The organism is Thiocapsa sp. (assembly GCF_022340925.1).
In the GTDB taxonomy this organism is placed as follows: domain Bacteria; phylum Pseudomonadota; class Gammaproteobacteria; order Chromatiales; family Chromatiaceae; genus Thiocapsa.
Genome location: NZ_JAJDNA010000015.1, coordinates 1 through 16138 on the forward strand (window position 1 = coordinate 1; position 16138 = coordinate 16138).

The following is a 16138-nucleotide window of genomic DNA, read 5'->3' on the forward strand; positions in this document are numbered from 1 at the left end:
CTCGACAGCCTGGCGGTGCAGCCATTCCTGTTTGGTGACAGCATCCTCGATCTCGGGACGGGTGCCGGGTTTCCCGGCCTGCCCTTGGCGATCCTCGAGCCGCAGCGCCGATTCTGGCTGCTGGACAGCTCGCGCAAGAAGCTCAGATTCGTCCGTCAAGCGGTGCTGGAGCTCGCCCTCGAAAACGTCGAGTTGGTCCATGCGCGAATACAGACGTACCGGCCCGGAAGAAACTTCAGTACCATAGTGAGCCGAGCAGTCGCGGTGGCCGACCTGTTGGGGGCCGGGACCCCGGATTTGTTGACACGTCCAGGCCGAATGCTCCTGATGCGGGGCCGCGAACCTGATGTTCTCACACTGACGCAGGGACCGTTTGATCTGTCCGTGCGCCTACACCGGCTGCGCATCCCCTCCCGCGACGTTGAGCGCCACCTAATCGAGCTCCGGAATGACTGAGTCGACCACGGTCAACATCATCGCGATCGCCAACCAGAAGGGTGGCGTCGGCAAGACCACGACGGCGGTCAATCTGGCCGCCTCGCTGGCCTCGCTGAAACGCCGCGTCCTGCTCGTGGACATGGATCCGCAAGGGAATGCCACCATGGGTTGCGGGGTCGACAAGCACGACCTGGCCAACTCGACCTGTGACCTCCTGCTCAGCGATATCGCGTTCGGCGATTGTCTGCATCGGGTCACCGACCCCCCGCCCGGCTTCGACCTGCTGCCCGCCAACAGTGATCTGACCGCCGCAGAGGTGGGCCTGATCAGCTCAGCCGACCGCGAGCGACGTTTGGCGAAGGTCCTGAGCGATGCCGTCGGCGGCTACGAGCTGGTGATCATCGACTGTCCCCCATCCCTCAACATGCTCACGGTGAACGCGCTGGTCGCCGCCCAAGGGGTCTTGATCCCGATCCAGTGCGAGTACTATGCGCTCGAGGGCCTGTCGGCCCTGATGGACACCATCGAGCGGATCCGCAGCAACCGCAACGATGCACTGCGGATCGAGGGTATCCTGCGCACCATGCATGATCCGAGGAACAATCTCGCCAACCAGGTCTCGACCCAGCTCGTGACGCACTTCAAGGAACAGGTCTATCGGACCATCATTCCCCGCAACGTGCGTTTGGCCGAGGCGCCGAGCCATGGCCTGCCCGCCCTGCTGTATGACCCGGCATCCAAGGGCGCGGTCGCCTACCTCGCGCTCGCGAGCGAGCTCCTGCGTCGTCGCGAGACGCGCCAGTCCGCCGCTTGAGCCGATTGCACATGGAAAGCCAGCACAAGTCACCGCCGAAGAAGAAGGGGCTCGGGCGGGGGCTCGACGCCCTCCTCGGCGCCGCCCGCGCCCCCTCGGTCGCTGTCGCGTCATCCGAGGAAGGGGCGCCGCCCGCCGCATCAGAAAGCGCTGAGGGGCGCATCACCCGACTGCCTTTGGACCGGATCCGCCCCGGCCGCTACCAGCCGCGCCACGACTTCGACCCCGAGGCGCTGCGCGAGCTGGCCGAGTCCATCCTCGCCCAGGGGGTGATCCAGCCGATCGTGGTGCGGGCGCTTGGCGATGACGAGTACGAGATCATCGCCGGGGAGCGTCGCTGGCGTGCCTGTCGACAGGCCGGACTCGTCGACATCCCGGTGTTGGTTCGGGACGTCGACGAGCAGGCGGCCCTGGCGATCGGCCTGATCGAGAACATCCAGCGCGCCGATCTCAACCCACTGGAAGAGGCCGGTGCGTTGGAGCGACTCCTGAAAGAGTTCAATCTGACCCACCAGCAGATCGCCGATGCACTGGGCAAGTCCCGCTCGATGGTGACCAATCTGCTGCGCCTCCTCGATCTGAATCCGGATGTCAGGACCTATGTCGAGGAAACCCGTTTGGAAATGGGGCACGCCCGGGCACTCCTGGGTCTGCGTGGCCCGGCCCAAAGCAGCGCCGCCGCGCAGGCGGTCAGGGCCGGACTCTCCGTGCGCGAGACAGAGCGGCTGGTGCGCCGTCTCCAGCAGGCCGGCGACGCCATCCTGTCGCCGGCGCGCAAGCCGGAGCTCGATCCCAACATTCGTCGTCTTCAGACCGACTTGACCGACAAGCTTGGCGCACGGGTGCAGATCCATCAGGGCCAGCGCGGTGCCGGTAAGCTGGTGATCGCCTACAACAGCCTGGACGAGCTCGACGGCATCCTTGCGCACATCAAGTAAGCCCCCCGCGCGCGTCAGCGGGACGATCGGGCGGTCGTCGAGCAGGCTCATGTCTTGAATCGTGCTGATTCCGAGACCGAGGAGCCGACATCGCGTTGACCCTATATGGGCAAGCCCTTATACTGCGCGCCGGTGAGCAGAGCGCTCCACCTAACCACGACGATCTGATGTATCAGACGGACGCGTTTCGGGCCAAGAGGCTTTTGCAGATCCAGCTCATCCTCGGCCTGGCCTTGGTGGCACTCGCCCTCCTGTTGCGCGCCTCGGTTGCCGTCTCGGTCCTCGTCGGGGCCGGCTCATGTCTGGTGGCAAATGCCTTGTTCGCGGCCCTGGTCTTTCGCGGTTATCGCGCCCAAGAGCCCGCGCGCTTGGTCATGCGCATCTACGGCGCCGAGGTCTTGAAGATCGGGTTGATCCTGGGCCTGTTCACCGTCGCCTTCGTGACGCTGGACGGCCTCAGCCTCCCTGCATTGCTTGGCGCCTACCTTGCGCTCCAGGTCGCTCCGACCCTGATTGCGGCCCAACTGCCCGAACGAACCCTGAAGTGAGAGACGACCGATGGCTTCTTCCGACACCGTTACCGCTCAGGAGTACATCCAGCACCATCTCACCAACCTGACCCTCGGTGTCCATCCTGAGAAAGGCCTCGGTTTCGCGCATACGACTGCAGAGGCCGCCGAGATGGGCTTCTGGGCGATCCATGTCGATACCCTCTTCTTTTCCCTCCTGTTGGGTGGTCTCTTCATATGGTTGTTCAAGCGAGTGGCTGACCGGGCCACGGCCGGTGTCCCCGGCGGTGCGCAGAACTTTGTCGAGTGGGTGATCGACTTCGTCGAAGACAATGTCCGCGGCTCCTTCAGCGGCAAGAATCCGATGGTGGCGCCGCTCGCGCTGACCATCTTCGTCTGGATCTTCCTGATGAACCTGATGGATCTGGTGCCGGTTGACCTGATCCCCCACCTGTTCGGGCAGTTCATGGGTCTGTTCGGTGCCGACCCCCACCACGTCTACCTGAAGATCGTTCCGACAACCGATCCCAATGCCACCTTCGGCATGGCCCTGACGGTGTTCATCCTGATCCTCTACTACAGTGTCAAGATGAAGGGTGCCGCGGGGTTTGCCGGTGAGTTGACGCTCCAGCCGTTCGGCAAATGGGGTATCCCGGCAAACCTCCTGCTCGAAGGCATCAATCTCTTCTCCAAGCCCGTCTCGCTCGCCCTCCGCTTATTCGGCAATCTCTACGCCGGTGAGATGATCTTCATCCTGATCGCAATCATGTACAGCGGCGGCATCATCATGGCTGCCGCGGGTGGGCTGTTGCAGATCGCCTGGGCCATTTTCCATATTCTGATCATCACACTGCAGGCATTCATCTTCATGGTGCTGACCATCGTGTATCTCGATATGGCCCATCATACGCATCATTGATCTGCCATCTCGCTCGACCTCGACACGACTCTGAAACCTCTACGGGAGACAATCATGGAACAAGCCGTTCAGTTCATCGCCGCTGGTCTAATGCTGGGACTCGGCGCGCTCGGTGCCGCGGTCGGTATCGGTGTGCTCGGTGGGCGCTTCCTCGAAGGCGCCGCCCGCCAGCCCGAGCTCATCCCGATGCTGCGAACCCAATTCTTTATCGTCATGGGGTTGACCGATGCCCTGCCCGTCATCTCGATCGCAATGGGTCTCTATTTGATGTTCGCTGCCTGACAAGGGTTCGACTCCGATCGGGCCAGTGTCGTTCGTCACGGGCGAAGACCGGCTCGAAGCATAGGCACGAGGCTTCGGTATGAATATCAATCTCACCCTATTCGCGCAGATGATCGCCTTCGCGGTGTTCGTCGGGTTCTGCATGAAGTACGTCTGGCCGCCGATCGTCAGCGCCCTGGCGGATCGCAAGGCAAAGATCGCCGAGGGTCTGGCCGCGGCGGAGCGCGGCCACCAGGAAAAGGCGCTTGGTGAGCAGCGCGCCCTCGCCGTGATCAAGGAGGCGAAGACGGCGGCCGCCGACATCGTCAGTCAGGCTCAGAAGCGGGCGACTGAGATCATCGAGGAGGCCAAGACGGACGCGCGAGGCGAGGGAGGCCGCATTGTCGCGGCGGCCCAGGCCGAGATCGAGCGCGAGACCAACCGTGCCCGCGAAGTGCTGCGCGAGCGCGTCGCCACGCTTGCCGTGGCTGCAGCGGAGAAGATCCTCCAGAAGGAGATCGACATTGCCGCACACAAGGGCATCGTCGATTCGTTCGCCAAGCAGCTCTAGGGAACGCCCATGGCCGGAGACATCACCACTATCGCACGGCCCTATGCCGAGGCCGCGTTCGAGCGCGCCAAAGAGGCCGGCCAGCTGGATGCCTGGTCGGAGGCGCTCGCCTTGCTGTCCGGCGTCGTAACCGATCCGCAGATGGCCGCCCAGATCGCGAACCCAAACGTGCCCCGCGAGCGCGTCCGCGACATCATCCTGGACGTCTGCGGCGAGGCGCTCCCGTCGGAGGCCGCCAATCTCCTGCGTCTGCTTGCCCAGAACGCCCGGCTCGCCGCCCTCCCGGAGATCGCGAGGTTGTTCGAAGCCAGTCGGATCGCTGACCAGGGCGTCCGCCACGTCTTGATCCGAAGCGCCTTCAAGGTGAGTGCGGCCGAGCAGAAAGCGGTTGCAGGCGCGCTCGCGAAGCGCTTCGGTGGGGAGGTCGAGGTCACCGTGGAGACAGACAGCTCCCTGATCGGGGGGATCGAGATCCGCTCCGGGGACCTGGTGATCGACGATTCGGTCCGCGGCAAGCTCAAGCAGCTGGCCCACGCATTGCAATTCTGAACGGGACACCGCCATGCAACTAAATCCTTCCGAGATCAGCGATCTCATCAAACAGAAGATCGAGCAGTTCGATCTTCGGACCGAGGCGCGGACCGAAGGCACCATCGTCAGCCTGACAGACGGAATCGTCCGCGTGCACGGCCTGTCCGACGCGAAATACTACGAGATGCTGGAGTTCCCGGGTGATACCTACGGGCTGGCCCTGAACCTCGAGCGTGACTCGGTCGGCGCGGTGGTGCTGGGCGACTACACCCATCTGTCCGAAGGTGACTGGGTCCGCTGCACGGGGCGTGTTCTCGAGGTGCCGGTCGGAGAAGGGCTGTTGGGACGCGTGGTGGATGCGCTCGGCAACCCCATAGACGGTAAGGGCCCCGTCGAAGCCGCGGGGACGTCCCCGATCGAGAAGGTCGCGCCCGGCGTCATCGCACGTCAATCGGTCGACCAGCCGGTGCAGACCGGCTTGAAGGCCATCGACGCGATGGTGCCGGTCGGTCGCGGTCAGCGCGAGCTGATCATCGGTGACCGCCAGACCGGTAAGACCGCGGTCGCCGTCGATGCCATCATCAACCAGAAGGGCACCGGCGTTAAGTGCATCTATGTGGCCGTCGGCCAGAAGAACTCGTCGATCGCATCCCTGGTGCGCAAGCTCGAAGAGCACGGCGCGATGGAGCACACCATCATCGTCGCCGCGGCGGCAGCCGAATCGGCCGCGATGCAGTTCATCGCGCCCTACGCCGGCTGCACCATGGGCGAGTACTTCCGCGACAAGGGCGAGGATGCCCTCATCGTCTACGACGACCTGACCAAGCAGGCCTGGGCCTATCGCCAGGTGTCACTGCTGCTGCGTCGCCCCCCTGGTCGCGAGGCCTATCCAGGCGACGTCTTCTACCTCCATTCTCGTCTGCTCGAGCGTGCTGCGCGCGTCAACGCCAACTATGTCGAGCAGGCGACCGGCGGTGCCGTGAAGGGCCAGACCGGCTCCTTGACCGCCCTCCCGATCATCGAGACGCAGGCCGGGGACGTGTCGGCCTTCGTCCCGACCAACGTGATCTCGATCACGGACGGCCAGATCTTCCTGGAGACCGACCTTTTCAACGCCGGCATACGGCCGGCTATCAACGCCGGTCTCTCCGTGTCGCGCGTCGGCGGGGCCGCGCAGACCAAGATCATCAAGAAGCTCGGCGGCGGTATCCGGCTGGCGCTCGCGCAATATCGCGAGCTCGCGGCCTTCTCGCAGTTCGCGTCGGACCTCGATGAGGCGACTCGCAAGCAGCTGCAGCGCGGTGAACGGGTCACGGAGCTGATGAAGCAGACCCAGTACTCGCCCATGCGTGTCGGCCAGATGGCGGTGTCGCTGTTCGCGGCCAACGAGGGTTATCTCGACGACGTCGAGGTCAAGAAGGTCGTCGACTTCGAGCAGGCCCTCCAGAGCTACATGAAATCCGCCCACGCCGAGCTGCTCGACAAGATCGACTCGACCGGCGACTACTCCGCCGAGATCGAGAGTGGGCTGCACGCCGCGATCAAGGACTTCAAGGCAAGCAGCACCTGGTAGAAACCGCGGGCGGGAGCCGCCGCCCCCCACGGGGCGTCCCCTCCCGGGCCGGGTTGTGCCAAGCATCAAACCTCCGCCGCCCGCGGGTCATCGACCGGCGGCGGCTGGCTGAAGGCGGGAGCTCAAGAATGGCAGGCGCCAAAGAAATTCGCACCAAGATCGCGAGCATCAAGAGCACGCAGAAAATCACAAGCGCCATGGAGATGGTCGCGGCTTCGAAGATGCGTAAGGCCCAGGATCGCATGGCGGCATCGCGGCCCTATTCGGAGAAGATGCTTCAAGTGATCAGCCACCTGGCGCGTGCGACCCCGGAATACCGCCATTCCTTCATGGCCGCCGAGCGCGAGCGCAAGCGTGTCGGCTATATCGTCGTCTCCTCCGATCGCGGTCTCTGCGGCGGCTTGAACAGCAATCTGTTTCGGCGCCTGGTGGGCGACATCAAGGAGCAACGGGCCGCCGGCGCCGAGGCCGCCTTCTGCACCATCGGCTCCAAGGCGCTCGGTTTCTTCAAGCGGTTCGGCGGCAACGTCCTCGCCCAGGTGTCCCATCTCGGCGACAAGCCGCACATCGAGGACCTGATCGGCCCGGTCAAGGTCATGCTCGATGCGTTCGAGGCGAAGGAGATCGACGCCATCTACGTCGCGGGCAACGAATTCGTCAACACCATGACCCAGCGCCCCGTGATCCGGCAGCTGGTGCCGATCGTGGGCGAAGAGCAGTCAGAGATGCCCTATCACTGGGACTACATCTACGAGCCGGATGCGCGCACCGTGCTGGATGCCCTCCTGACACGCTATATCGAGTCGCTCGTGTATCAGGCGGTGGTCGAGAACGGCGCCTGCGAGCAGGCCGCGCGCATGGTTGCGATGAAGTCCGCCTCGGACAATGCCGGCAACCTCATCGACGAATTGCAACTCGTGTACAACAAGGCCCGTCAGGCCGCGATCACCCAAGAGATCTCCGAGATCGTGAGCGGCGCCGCCGCCGTGTGATCGGCGAGGCGCGACCGGCGCGCCTCGACACAGACAGAATCGCTATCGGCCGCAAGGCATAAGAGGAAAAGACTATGAGCTCTGGTAACGTTGTGGAGATCATCGGGGCCGTCGTGGACGTTCAGTTCCCGCGCGGCGAGATGCCCAAGGTCTATGACGCGCTCAAGATCGACGCGACCGGCTTGACCCTCGAGGTGCAGCAGCAGCTCGGAGACGGGATCGTGCGCGCGATCGCCATGGGCTCCACCGACGGGCTGCAGCGCGGCGTCTCGGTCGCCGCCACAGGCACGCCGATCCAGGTCCCGGTCGGGCAGGCGACCCTCGGGCGTATCATGGACGTCCTCGGCAACCCGATCGACGAGCTGGGCGACGTCGGATCGGAGGAGCGTTGGTCGATCCACCGCGCTCCGCCGGCCTTCGAGGATCAGGCGACCTCCACCGAGATCCTCGAGACCGGCATCAAGGTCATCGACCTCATCATGCCGATCGCCAAGGGCGGCAAGGTCGGTCTCTTCGGCGGTGCCGGCGTCGGTAAGACCGTCACCCTGATGGAGCTCATCCGCAACATCGCGGCCGAGCATTCCGGCTTCTCGGTGTTCGCGGGCGTCGGCGAGCGCACCCGCGAGGGGAACGACTTCTACCACGAGATGAAGGAGTCGAATGTCCTCGACAAGGTCGCCCTGGTCTACGGCCAGATGAACGAGCCGCCGGGAAACCGCCTTCGCGTTGCCTTGACCGGCCTGACCATGGCCGAGTTTTTTCGTGAAGAGGGCCGCGACGTGCTCCTCTTCATCGACAACATCTACCGTTACACCCTGGCGGGCACCGAGGTCTCTGCGCTCCTCGGGCGCATGCCCTCCGCGGTGGGTTATCAGCCGACCCTCGCCTCCGAGATGGGCGCCCTGCAGGAGCGCATCACCTCGACTCGGACCGGCTCCATCACGTCCTTCCAGGCGGTGTACGTGCCTGCGGACGACCTGACCGACCCGTCCCCGGCAACCACCTTCGCGCACCTGGATGCGACGCTGGTGTTGTCGCGCCAGATTGCGGAGCTGGGCATCTATCCGGCCGTGGATCCGCTGGATTCCACCAGTCGTATCCTGGACCCGAACGTCGTCGGACAGGAGCACTACCAAACCGCGCGTGCCGTCCAGGGGACGTTGCAGCGCTACAAGGAGCTCAAGGACATCATCGCCATCCTCGGGATGGACGAGCTCTCCGACGAGGACAAGCTCACGGTCGCCCGTGCGCGCAAGATCCAACGCTTCCTCTCGCAGCCATTCTTCGTCGCCGAGGTGTTTACCGGGGCGCCCGGCAAGTTCGTGTCCGTCAAAGACACCATCAAGGACTTCAAGGCGATCGTCAACGGCGACTACGATCATCTGCCGGAGCAGGCTTTCTATATGGTCGGCGGGATCGAGGAAGCAGTGGCCAAGGCCGAGAAGATGGGGAGCTAGACCGCGTCCGGTATGAGACACGTCTTGCCGCGTCGGCCTGACCACACGCGCATTGATGGGCGTCGCGCAGGACGGGGTTTAGGGCGTGTGATTTCTAATTTGGGACGCGTCGACTCAGAGCCTTTGGGATCCCAGAGGCCGAAGCCGGTCAGAAATTGGTTTTTCAGTCAGGACGCGGTTTAACGGAGGTCCACCATGGCCATGACAATCCACGTCGATATCGTGAGCGCCGAAGGGGCAATCCACTCGGGCCTGGCGACCATGGTCTACGCGACCGCCGAGCTCGGCGAGGTTGGGATCGCACCCCGGCATACCGCGTTCATCAGCCGTCTCAAGCCGGGCGATGTCCGGGTCGAGAACGAGCAGGGGGATCAGGAGCACTTCTATGTGTCCGGCGGAATGCTCGAGGTCCAGCCGCATCTGGTGACGGTGTTGGCGGACACCGCCATTCGCGCCCGCGACCTGGACGAGGCAGCGGCGCTTGATGCCAAGCGCCGCGCCGAGGATGCCTTGGCGGGGCAGACGGCCGAGTTTGAGTACGCGAAGGCGCAAGCCGAGTTGGCCGAGGCGATCGCCCAGCTGCGAGCCATCGAGAAGCTCCGCAAGATGAAGGGCGGGTGACCTATCGCTGGGGCCGCCCCGACACGACACCCTCGCTCACCCCCCTGCGCTCCGGCCACGCGGCTCCGCCACCGGGTTGGACCCGGGCTTTCCCCGACGGCTTGGTTCACTCGTCCCGGTTGGGTTATCCTCAAGCAGCCACAGGCCGCACGCCCAGCGGTGTGCCGCATCCCCCCAGTCGGACCTAGCCCATGCCAGACGATATCATCAGCGCCGGGAAGCTCGTTGCCCTGACCTACCGCATCGACGATGGTCTCGGGAACGTCCTCGAGCAGACGGAGATCCCCGTAACCTACATCCACGGCGGCCAAACGGAGCTCATCGGCGGGATGGATGCGGCGATCAGCGGTCGGCGCGTCGGTGACGAGGTTGACCTGATCCTGGATCCCGACGAGGGTTTCGGCCCGCACGACCCGGCTTTGACATTCACGGACGATCTGGAGAACGTCCCGCCTGAATTTCACTTCGTCGGCGCCGAGGTCCAGATGGAGAACGAGCGCGGGGAAACCCGTCACTTCTACGTGACACGGATCGCAGACGGCAAGCTCACGGTCGACGGGAACCACCCGCTCGCCGGAAGGACGCTGCGGGTTCACGTTCGCGTCGAAGATGTCCGCGATCCCACGCATGCGGAGTTGAGTGCCGACCTGGGCGGGGGCTGCGCACTGCCCCGGGGTGGCCTGCATTGACCAGGGACAGATGAGGGAGAGGGACCAGGCGATGAGGTTGGGGGTTGTGGTCCTGGCCGCCGGACTCGGCAAGCGGATGCGATCCCGTCTGCCGAAGGTGCTCCATCCGCTGGGCGGTCAACCGTTGCTCTCGCATGTGCTGGAAAAGGCGAGACAGCTCGGTGCTGCGCGCATCGTCACCGTGTATGGCCATGGTGGACAGCAGGTCCGAGATGCATTGGCCGGCGCGGGATGCGTCTGGGTCGAGCAGGCCGAGCAGCTGGGCACCGGCCACGCGGTCATCCAGGCCATGCCGCAGCTCGCGGACGTCGACCGTGTCCTCGTGCTGTATGGCGATGTCCCGCTCATCTCGGTCGCCACCCTAGCTCGGCTCATCAGTGTGAGCGCGGACACCGGCCTTGGGGTGCTCACGGCCGATGTTCCCGCCCCCGCGGGCTACGGCCGAGTCCTCCGCGATGCGCACGGACGGGTCACCGGCATCGTCGAGGAGAAGGATGCCACGCCCGATCAGCGTGCCATCACCGAGGTCAACACCGGTATCCTCATCGCCGAACGGACCCGTCTTGTGGGCTGGCTCGCCCGCCTCGGCAACGACAATGTCCAGGGCGAGTACTACCTCACCGACGTAACCGGGCTGGCTGCTGCCGAGGGCGTGGCCGTGGCGACCACCCACCCCGCCCGGCTCACCGAGGTCGCCGGAGTCAACGACCGGGTTCAGCTCGCCGCCCTGGAGCGCGACTACCAGCGGCATGCCGCGGAAGAGCTGATGCGTGCGGGTGTCACGCTGGCGGATCCTGGGCGCTTCGATCTGCGCGGGACCCTGCACGCCGAGCAGGATGTCAGCATCGACGTCAACGTCGTGATCGAGGGGGAGGTGCGCCTCTCCGGCGGGGTCCGCATCGGCCCCAACTGCCTGCTCAAGGACTGCCGGATCGGCCCCGCGACCCAGGTCTTGGCCAACTCGGTCATCGAAGGCGCGCAGATCGGCGCCGATGCCCGCGTCGGCCCCTTCGCCCGCGTGCGGCCCGAGACCCGCTTGGCGGACCAGACCCACGTGGGCAACTTCGTCGAGATCAAGAAGACCAGTCTGGGGGTCGGCAGCAAGGCAAATCATCTGACCTATCTGGGCGACGCCGAGATCGGGGCCGGGGTAAACGTTGGGGCGGGGACCATCACCTGTAACTACGACGGCGTCAACAAGTCGGTCACCCGTATCGAGGACCGGGCCTTTATCGGGTCGAACAGCGCGCTGGTGGCGCCGGTGACCGTTGGTGCCGGTGCCACCATTGGCGCCGGGTCCGTGATCACACGTGACACCCCGGCGGAAGAGCTCACCCTCACCCGTGCGCCACAGGTGACCATCCCGGGCTGGCAGCGACCCAAGAAACGGCCGTCTTCCTGAAAGGATCGGCAGGCTCGGCTCGAGGAGCCGACTGAGCACAAGCGAGGGACAAGGGTATGTGCGGCATCGTCGGTGCGATTGCGCAACGTCCGGTTTCGGCGATCCTGCTGGAAGGGCTGCGCCGGCTCGAGTATCGCGGCTACGATTCCGCGGGCATGGCGGTCCTGGAGACACAAGGCCGAATCAACCGCGAGCGCACGCTGGGGAAAGTGGCCCGCCTGAGCGAGGCGATCGGCGAGCGGCCACTGCCGGGCACGCTCGGCATCGCCCACACCCGCTGGGCGACCCATGGCGAGCCCGCGACGCGCAATGCCCATCCGCACGTCTGTCGCGACCGCTGCCTGGTCGTGCACAACGGCATCATTGAGAACCACGAGGAGCTGCGCCGGGAGCAGGCTGCGGCGGGTCACCGTTTCACCTCGGAGACCGACACTGAGGTCGTCGTCCATGCAATCTACGACGACCTCGAGGCAGGGCATTCGCTCATCGATGCGGTGCGCCGTGCGGCCGTGCGACTGCGCGGCGCCTACGCCTTGGGCGTCATCGATGCCCAGGATCCAGACCACCTTGTGGCCGCCCGCAAGGGCAGCCCTTTGGTGATCGGGGTCGGCTTCGGTGAGCACTTCATCGCGTCCGATGTCTTCGCCCTGCTTCCCGTCACCCACCGCTTCATCTTCCTCGAGGAAGGCGATGTCGCCGAGCTGACGCGCGAAACGGTCCGGATCTGGGATCGCGACGGCAACCTCGTAACGCGCCCGGTGAAGACCTCCTCGGTCGCCGTCGATGCCGCCGAGCGCGGGGAATACCGGCATTTCATGCTCAAAGAGATCTTCGAGCAACCCCGGGCGATCGCCGACACGCTCGAGGGGCGTCTCGCCGGGTCTCGAGTCCTGCCGGAAAGCTTCGGCAACCAGGCGGCGGATATCTTTGCCCAGGTCAAGGCGGTCGCCCTGGTTGCGTGTGGCACGAGCTTCCACGCCGCGCTGGTCGCGCGCTACTGGATCGAGGCACTGACGGGCCTTCCTTGCACAGTGGAGGTCGCGAGCGAGTACCGCTACCGCAAGCAGGTTGTGCAACCGAACAGCCTGTTCGTGACCCTCTCCCAGTCGGGTGAGACCGCCGACACGCTCGCGGCCCTGCGCCTGGCCCGGACCTCCGGCTATGCGGCAACGCTCGCGATATGCAACGTGCCGGAGAGCTCGCTCGTGCGCGAGTCGGACCTCGTGCTCCTCACGCACGCCGGTCCGGAGATCGGCGTCGCCTCGACCAAGGCGTTCACCACTCAGCTGGTCGGGCTCCTGCTGTTGACCATTGCGCTGGGACGGTTCAACGGCATGGACGATGTCGCGGAGGCCCGTCTCGTGGGTCTGCTGCGGGCGCTCCCCAGTAAGGTCGAGGCGGTCCTGACCGTCGATGATCGGATTGCCGCCCTCGCCGAGTCGTTCGTCGACAAGCACAACACACTCTTCCTTGGGCGCGGCGAGCAGTATCCGATCGCGATGGAAGGTGCGCTCAAGCTGAAGGAAATCTCCTATATCCACGCCGAGGCCTATCCGGCGGGGGAGCTCAAACACGGGCCTCTGGCCTTGATCGACGAGCAGATGCCGGTGGTCGCCGTTGCGCCCAACAATGCCCTCCTGGAGAAGCTCAAGTCCAATCTCGAAGAGGTCCGTGCCCGCGGCGGCCAACTCTTCGTCTTCGCGGACTGGCACGTCCCCATGCTGGAAGAGGATGGCGTCACGGTCATTCGTCTGCCCGAGACCGACGACCTGATCGACCCTCTGATCTTCACTGTCCCGCTGCAGCTGCTCGCGTACCATGTCGCGGTCCTCAAGGGTACCGACGTCGACCAACCTCGCAACCTGGCCAAGTCCGTCACGGTGGAGTGAACCGCCGACGGCGCCACGCGATGCCGGTCAGCGTTGTGACTGATCATGACGCGGGATGGGCGACGAGAACAGACTGATCGCCTGTCCCGTCCGCCCCGCCGATCGCGACTAGCCGGCGTTCGAAGCTCCGGCGCCCGAAGCAGCGCCATCCGCGTCGGTGACTGGCACAGCGACGACGGTGGTCGTAATCACCAGTCCATCCTGCACCTTCTTCAGCTCGAGGTTGGCGTCATGGAGCTTGCCTCGGTCGACTAAGTGGGACGCCTTGTCGACATGGCGAGTCGTCTCGGCGAGTGGCATGTTGACCTGGCGTGTGATCAGCATCAGATCGGCGAGCTGCAGCGCCTTGGCGGCGGCCTGCTGGTCGCCCTGACGCAAATGCTCCTTGGCCTGCATGATGGCGGTCTCTCGTGCCGCGACCCGTGCGGCGTCAGTGTCCGCGCCCTGCGTCTTCTGTTCGGCGGTCGCTGGTGCGACGCTGGGAATGGGTCCACCCGATGCCTTTCCATCCTGTGTCGGCGCCGATGCGGGACTGTCCTGCGGCGCGGCGAAGCCTTCGACGACCTGGAGATCGGACATGATCGGGATCAGGTCCAGCACCTCGTGCGTGCGCCTGTGCTCAATCGGCGTCCTCCCCTGCTTCACGTCCATCGTGACGGTGATCGGCGGATCGTCCTTCCTGATCCGATCGAGCAAGGCCCGTGTCTGCGCGAGAAACTTCTTGGCGCTTTCGACCCGGCCGTCGTTGATTGCGACGCGTGCGAGCCCCGCGTCATTGACCGCCGCCAAGCCATGCTCGGAGAGCTCGACGGACTGTTTCTCTGTGGGGCCCCCGGTCACGCTCTCGGTGATATCGATCTCGGTGGAATGCCGATGGGGATCGGCAGTCCCGTGATGTCGCGCGATGCCGACGAAGGCTAAAGCGACTAACGCCAAGGCGGTGATCTGATGAGTGCGTGTCATGTCAACTCTCCTGTCACGTGAAGGCGAAATGCCATTTCAATCCCGACCCTCTTCCGAAGGTCACAGTATCCGGTGCGGCACCTTAAGGAATGCTGGAGGGTGGGTTAAATCTGCGTAATCCCGGTACGTTTGAGCTCTGTCGAGAACCGCCGGATACCCGGAGGCTCTCCACGGAGTTGAGCAGATACTGGTCGCATCTGGGCTCTGCGGTCAGCGAGGTCCGTCGATCGTGCCCGAGAGCAAGGCGCGACGACGAGCAACAGCCGGCTCCGTTGCGAGGAGTCGCCACGCCACTATCGGGTGCGAGAGGCCTGCATCGCGGCGGAAGATCCATCTGCGGCGGTATACAATGCGGGAGCTAACGAGCCCCAGCCCTGAGGCGCTTCGCCTAACACCCTAACCCCGGTATGACTCAGACTGGCGCCGCATCCGCCGCTAGAGTGGGCTCCGAGCCCAATCCGAACCGCCGTGCCGTCTCACTTCTGGGCTGGCTGCGGCGCGCCATGCCAACCCTCCTGGTGGCCATCAGCGCGGTGGCTGCCTGGTCCGAGCTGCAAGGCTTCGATGTTCACGCCCTGCACGAGAGTGTGCGCCAACTTCCGCTCCCCCTGCTCCTGGCGCTCCAGGTACTCGCCTTGGGTGCGGTCTTTTCAATGGTCCTCTACGACTGGCGGCTGAGCCGATGGCTCAAGCTGAGTCTGGCGCCGGCTCGGACTGAAGCGCGGTTTGACGCTCGTCGCAATCTCAGTGATCGACTGGCTCCTCGCCGTGGCGGTCGCATGGTGCTGTCTCGTCGCCTCTGGCGCGCCAGTGCCCGCAGCCGTCTTTCTGAATGCATTCACCTTCGCGGCAACGCTGGGGATGGTCAGTCTGATCCCGGGCGGGATCGGGGTCTTCGATGCGTCCTTGCTGGTCATGCTGACGAGCACCGGAGCTCGGCCCGAGAGCGCGGCGGCGGGGCTGCTCGTCTTCCGCTTGGTCTATTATCTCGTCCCCTGGCTGATCGGGCTCTACCTGGGGTGTGGGCTACTGAGCCGCGCCGGGTCGCCGGTGCTGACCCGGCTCGGGCGCCACTGGCAGGACAATCCGCTGCTCGGGCTGCTGCGCCTGCCGCTACTCGCCCTCACGACCTTGGGCGTGCGTCTGCTTGGCTGGCTGATCTTCGCTACCGGTCTGGTCCTGCTGGTCTCCGCCGCGCTGCCTGCTGTTGAGGAGCGCGTCGAGCGTCTGCTCCAGATGCTGCCCCTCGGGGCGCTCGAGCTCTCCCATTTTCTCTCTGTGGGCGTGGGCGTCCTGCTGATCGCCCTGTCGCGGGGCATCGGCCAGCAGGTGCGCTCGGCCTACCAGGTCTCCATGCCGCTGCTCCTCGCCGGTGCGCTCCTCAGCATGCTCAAGGGTGCATCGGCAGGGCAGGTGGTATTCCTGCTCGCCGTTGCCGGGCTCCTTTGGCTGCGCAGAGATGCGTTCTACCGCCTCTCTTATCCGCTGCTCGGCCGACGCAGCCTGCTGTGGCTGCTCGCCCTGTTTGCCAGCGTGGCGGGTTACATCCTGCTCGGGACATGGCTGCACGG

At 65.0% G+C, this 16138-nt stretch carries 17 protein-coding genes; 16 read left to right on the forward strand and 1 reads right to left on the reverse strand.

The features are described from left to right. From rsmG to glmS, 15 genes are all read left to right on the forward strand, one after another. A partial coding sequence (rsmG, locus tag LJE61_RS02270; protein ID WP_296917291.1) for a 16S rRNA (guanine(527)-N(7))-methyltransferase RsmG occupies window positions 1-456 on the forward strand: 456 nt, incomplete at its 5' end. Further along, window positions 449-1252 carry a ParA family protein gene (locus LJE61_RS02275; protein WP_296910344.1) on the forward strand — a complete coding sequence of 268 codons (804 nt, stop codon included), beginning with the start codon at window positions 449-451 and terminating at the stop codon, window positions 1250-1252. The genes rsmG and LJE61_RS02275, both read left to right, overlap by 8 nt. Window positions 1253-1263: 11 nt before the next feature. After that, window positions 1264-2190 carry a ParB/RepB/Spo0J family partition protein gene (locus tag LJE61_RS02280; RefSeq protein WP_296910342.1) on the forward strand — a complete coding sequence of 309 codons (927 nt, stop codon included), beginning with the start codon at window positions 1264-1266 and terminating at the stop codon, window positions 2188-2190. A 167-nt stretch (window positions 2191-2357) separates the two neighbouring features. After that, complete coding sequence (locus tag LJE61_RS02285) at window positions 2358-2738, forward strand: ATP synthase subunit I (RefSeq protein WP_296910340.1); 381 nt, start codon at window positions 2358-2360, stop codon at window positions 2736-2738. 10 nt (window positions 2739-2748) lie between these two features. Continuing rightward, window positions 2749-3618, forward strand: a complete 870-nt coding sequence (gene atpB, locus LJE61_RS02290; RefSeq protein ID WP_296910338.1) for a F0F1 ATP synthase subunit A — start codon at window positions 2749-2751, stop codon at window positions 3616-3618. Window positions 3619-3672: 54 nt separating this feature from the next. After that, the gene (gene atpE / locus LJE61_RS02295) at window positions 3673-3900 is read left to right on the forward strand and encodes a F0F1 ATP synthase subunit C (protein ID WP_296910335.1); all 228 of its coding nucleotides are present in this window, start codon (window positions 3673-3675) and stop codon (window positions 3898-3900) included. A 79-nt stretch (window positions 3901-3979) separates the two neighbouring features. After that, a complete protein-coding gene (locus tag LJE61_RS02300; protein WP_296910333.1) occupies window positions 3980-4450 on the forward strand; it encodes a F0F1 ATP synthase subunit B in 471 nt (156 codons plus the stop codon). A gap of 9 nt (window positions 4451-4459) precedes the next feature. Continuing rightward, window positions 4460-4999, forward strand: coding sequence for a F0F1 ATP synthase subunit delta (locus LJE61_RS02305; RefSeq protein WP_296910331.1), 540 nt, complete (start codon window positions 4460-4462; stop codon window positions 4997-4999). 13 nt (window positions 5000-5012) lie between these two features. After that, entirely contained in the window at window positions 5013-6554 is a 1542-nt protein-coding gene (gene atpA / locus LJE61_RS02310) for a F0F1 ATP synthase subunit alpha (RefSeq protein ID WP_296910328.1), read from the forward strand. A 128-nt stretch (window positions 6555-6682) separates the two neighbouring features. Further along, window positions 6683-7546: a F0F1 ATP synthase subunit gamma gene (atpG, locus tag LJE61_RS02315; protein WP_296910326.1), complete on the forward strand. Its 864-nt coding sequence runs from the start codon at window positions 6683-6685 to the stop codon at window positions 7544-7546. A gap of 74 nt (window positions 7547-7620) precedes the next feature. Continuing rightward, window positions 7621-9003, forward strand: coding sequence for a F0F1 ATP synthase subunit beta (atpD, locus tag LJE61_RS02320; protein WP_296910324.1), 1383 nt, complete (start codon window positions 7621-7623; stop codon window positions 9001-9003). Window positions 9004-9198: 195 nt separating this feature from the next. Further along, complete coding sequence (locus LJE61_RS02325) at window positions 9199-9624, forward strand: F0F1 ATP synthase subunit epsilon (protein WP_296910322.1); 426 nt, start codon at window positions 9199-9201, stop codon at window positions 9622-9624. 191 nt (window positions 9625-9815) lie between these two features. Then, entirely contained in the window at window positions 9816-10313 is a 498-nt protein-coding gene (locus LJE61_RS02330) for an FKBP-type peptidyl-prolyl cis-trans isomerase (protein WP_296910320.1), read from the forward strand. Between the two features lie 31 nt (window positions 10314-10344). Then, window positions 10345-11715 (forward strand): bifunctional UDP-N-acetylglucosamine diphosphorylase/glucosamine-1-phosphate N-acetyltransferase GlmU, encoded by a 1371-nt coding sequence (glmU, locus tag LJE61_RS02335; RefSeq protein WP_296910319.1) that lies wholly within the window; start codon window positions 10345-10347, stop codon window positions 11713-11715. A gap of 56 nt (window positions 11716-11771) precedes the next feature. Beyond that, on the forward strand, window positions 11772-13604 hold the full coding sequence (glmS, locus tag LJE61_RS02340) for a glutamine--fructose-6-phosphate transaminase (isomerizing) (protein WP_296910317.1): 1833 nt from the start codon (window positions 11772-11774) through the stop codon (window positions 13602-13604). 108 nt (window positions 13605-13712) lie between these two features. On the opposite strand, the gene LJE61_RS02345 is transcribed toward glmS, so the two are convergent. After that, window positions 13713-14567 (reverse strand): YfdX family protein, encoded by an 855-nt coding sequence (locus LJE61_RS02345; RefSeq protein ID WP_296910315.1) that lies wholly within the window; start codon window positions 14565-14567, stop codon window positions 13713-13715. Between the two features lie 726 nt (window positions 14568-15293). Between LJE61_RS02345 and LJE61_RS02350 the strand changes: the two genes are divergently transcribed. Then, window positions 15294-16138 (forward strand): lysylphosphatidylglycerol synthase domain-containing protein (locus tag LJE61_RS02350; RefSeq protein WP_296917294.1); only part of this gene is annotated, 845 nt, incomplete at its 3' end.

Excerpts from the sequence above, each read along its gene's own strand:
- LJE61_RS02275 (WP_296910344.1), top strand. The coding sequence starts at position 449 with ATGACTGAGTCGACCACGGTCAACATCATCGCGATCGCCAACCAGAAG.
- LJE61_RS02280 (WP_296910342.1), top strand. The coding sequence starts at position 1,264 with ATGGAAAGCCAGCACAAGTCACCGCCGAAGAAGAAGGGGCTCGGGCGG.
- LJE61_RS02285 (WP_296910340.1), top strand. The coding sequence starts at position 2,358 with ATGTATCAGACGGACGCGTTTCGGGCCAAGAGGCTTTTGCAGATCCAG.
- atpB (WP_296910338.1), top strand. The coding sequence starts at position 2,749 with ATGGCTTCTTCCGACACCGTTACCGCTCAGGAGTACATCCAGCACCAT.
- atpE (WP_296910335.1), top strand. The coding sequence starts at position 3,673 with ATGGAACAAGCCGTTCAGTTCATCGCCGCTGGTCTAATGCTGGGACTC.
- LJE61_RS02300 (WP_296910333.1), top strand. The coding sequence starts at position 3,980 with ATGAATATCAATCTCACCCTATTCGCGCAGATGATCGCCTTCGCGGTG.
- LJE61_RS02305 (WP_296910331.1), top strand. The coding sequence starts at position 4,460 with ATGGCCGGAGACATCACCACTATCGCACGGCCCTATGCCGAGGCCGCG.
- atpA (WP_296910328.1), top strand. The coding sequence starts at position 5,013 with ATGCAACTAAATCCTTCCGAGATCAGCGATCTCATCAAACAGAAGATC.
- atpG (WP_296910326.1), top strand. The coding sequence starts at position 6,683 with ATGGCAGGCGCCAAAGAAATTCGCACCAAGATCGCGAGCATCAAGAGC.
- atpD (WP_296910324.1), top strand. The coding sequence starts at position 7,621 with ATGAGCTCTGGTAACGTTGTGGAGATCATCGGGGCCGTCGTGGACGTT.
- LJE61_RS02325 (WP_296910322.1), top strand. The coding sequence starts at position 9,199 with ATGGCCATGACAATCCACGTCGATATCGTGAGCGCCGAAGGGGCAATC.
- LJE61_RS02330 (WP_296910320.1), top strand. The coding sequence starts at position 9,816 with ATGCCAGACGATATCATCAGCGCCGGGAAGCTCGTTGCCCTGACCTAC.
- glmU (WP_296910319.1), top strand. The coding sequence starts at position 10,345 with ATGAGGTTGGGGGTTGTGGTCCTGGCCGCCGGACTCGGCAAGCGGATG.
- glmS (WP_296910317.1), top strand. The coding sequence starts at position 11,772 with ATGTGCGGCATCGTCGGTGCGATTGCGCAACGTCCGGTTTCGGCGATC.
- LJE61_RS02345 (WP_296910315.1), bottom strand. The coding sequence starts at position 14,567 with ATGACACGCACTCATCAGATCACCGCCTTGGCGTTAGTCGCTTTAGCC.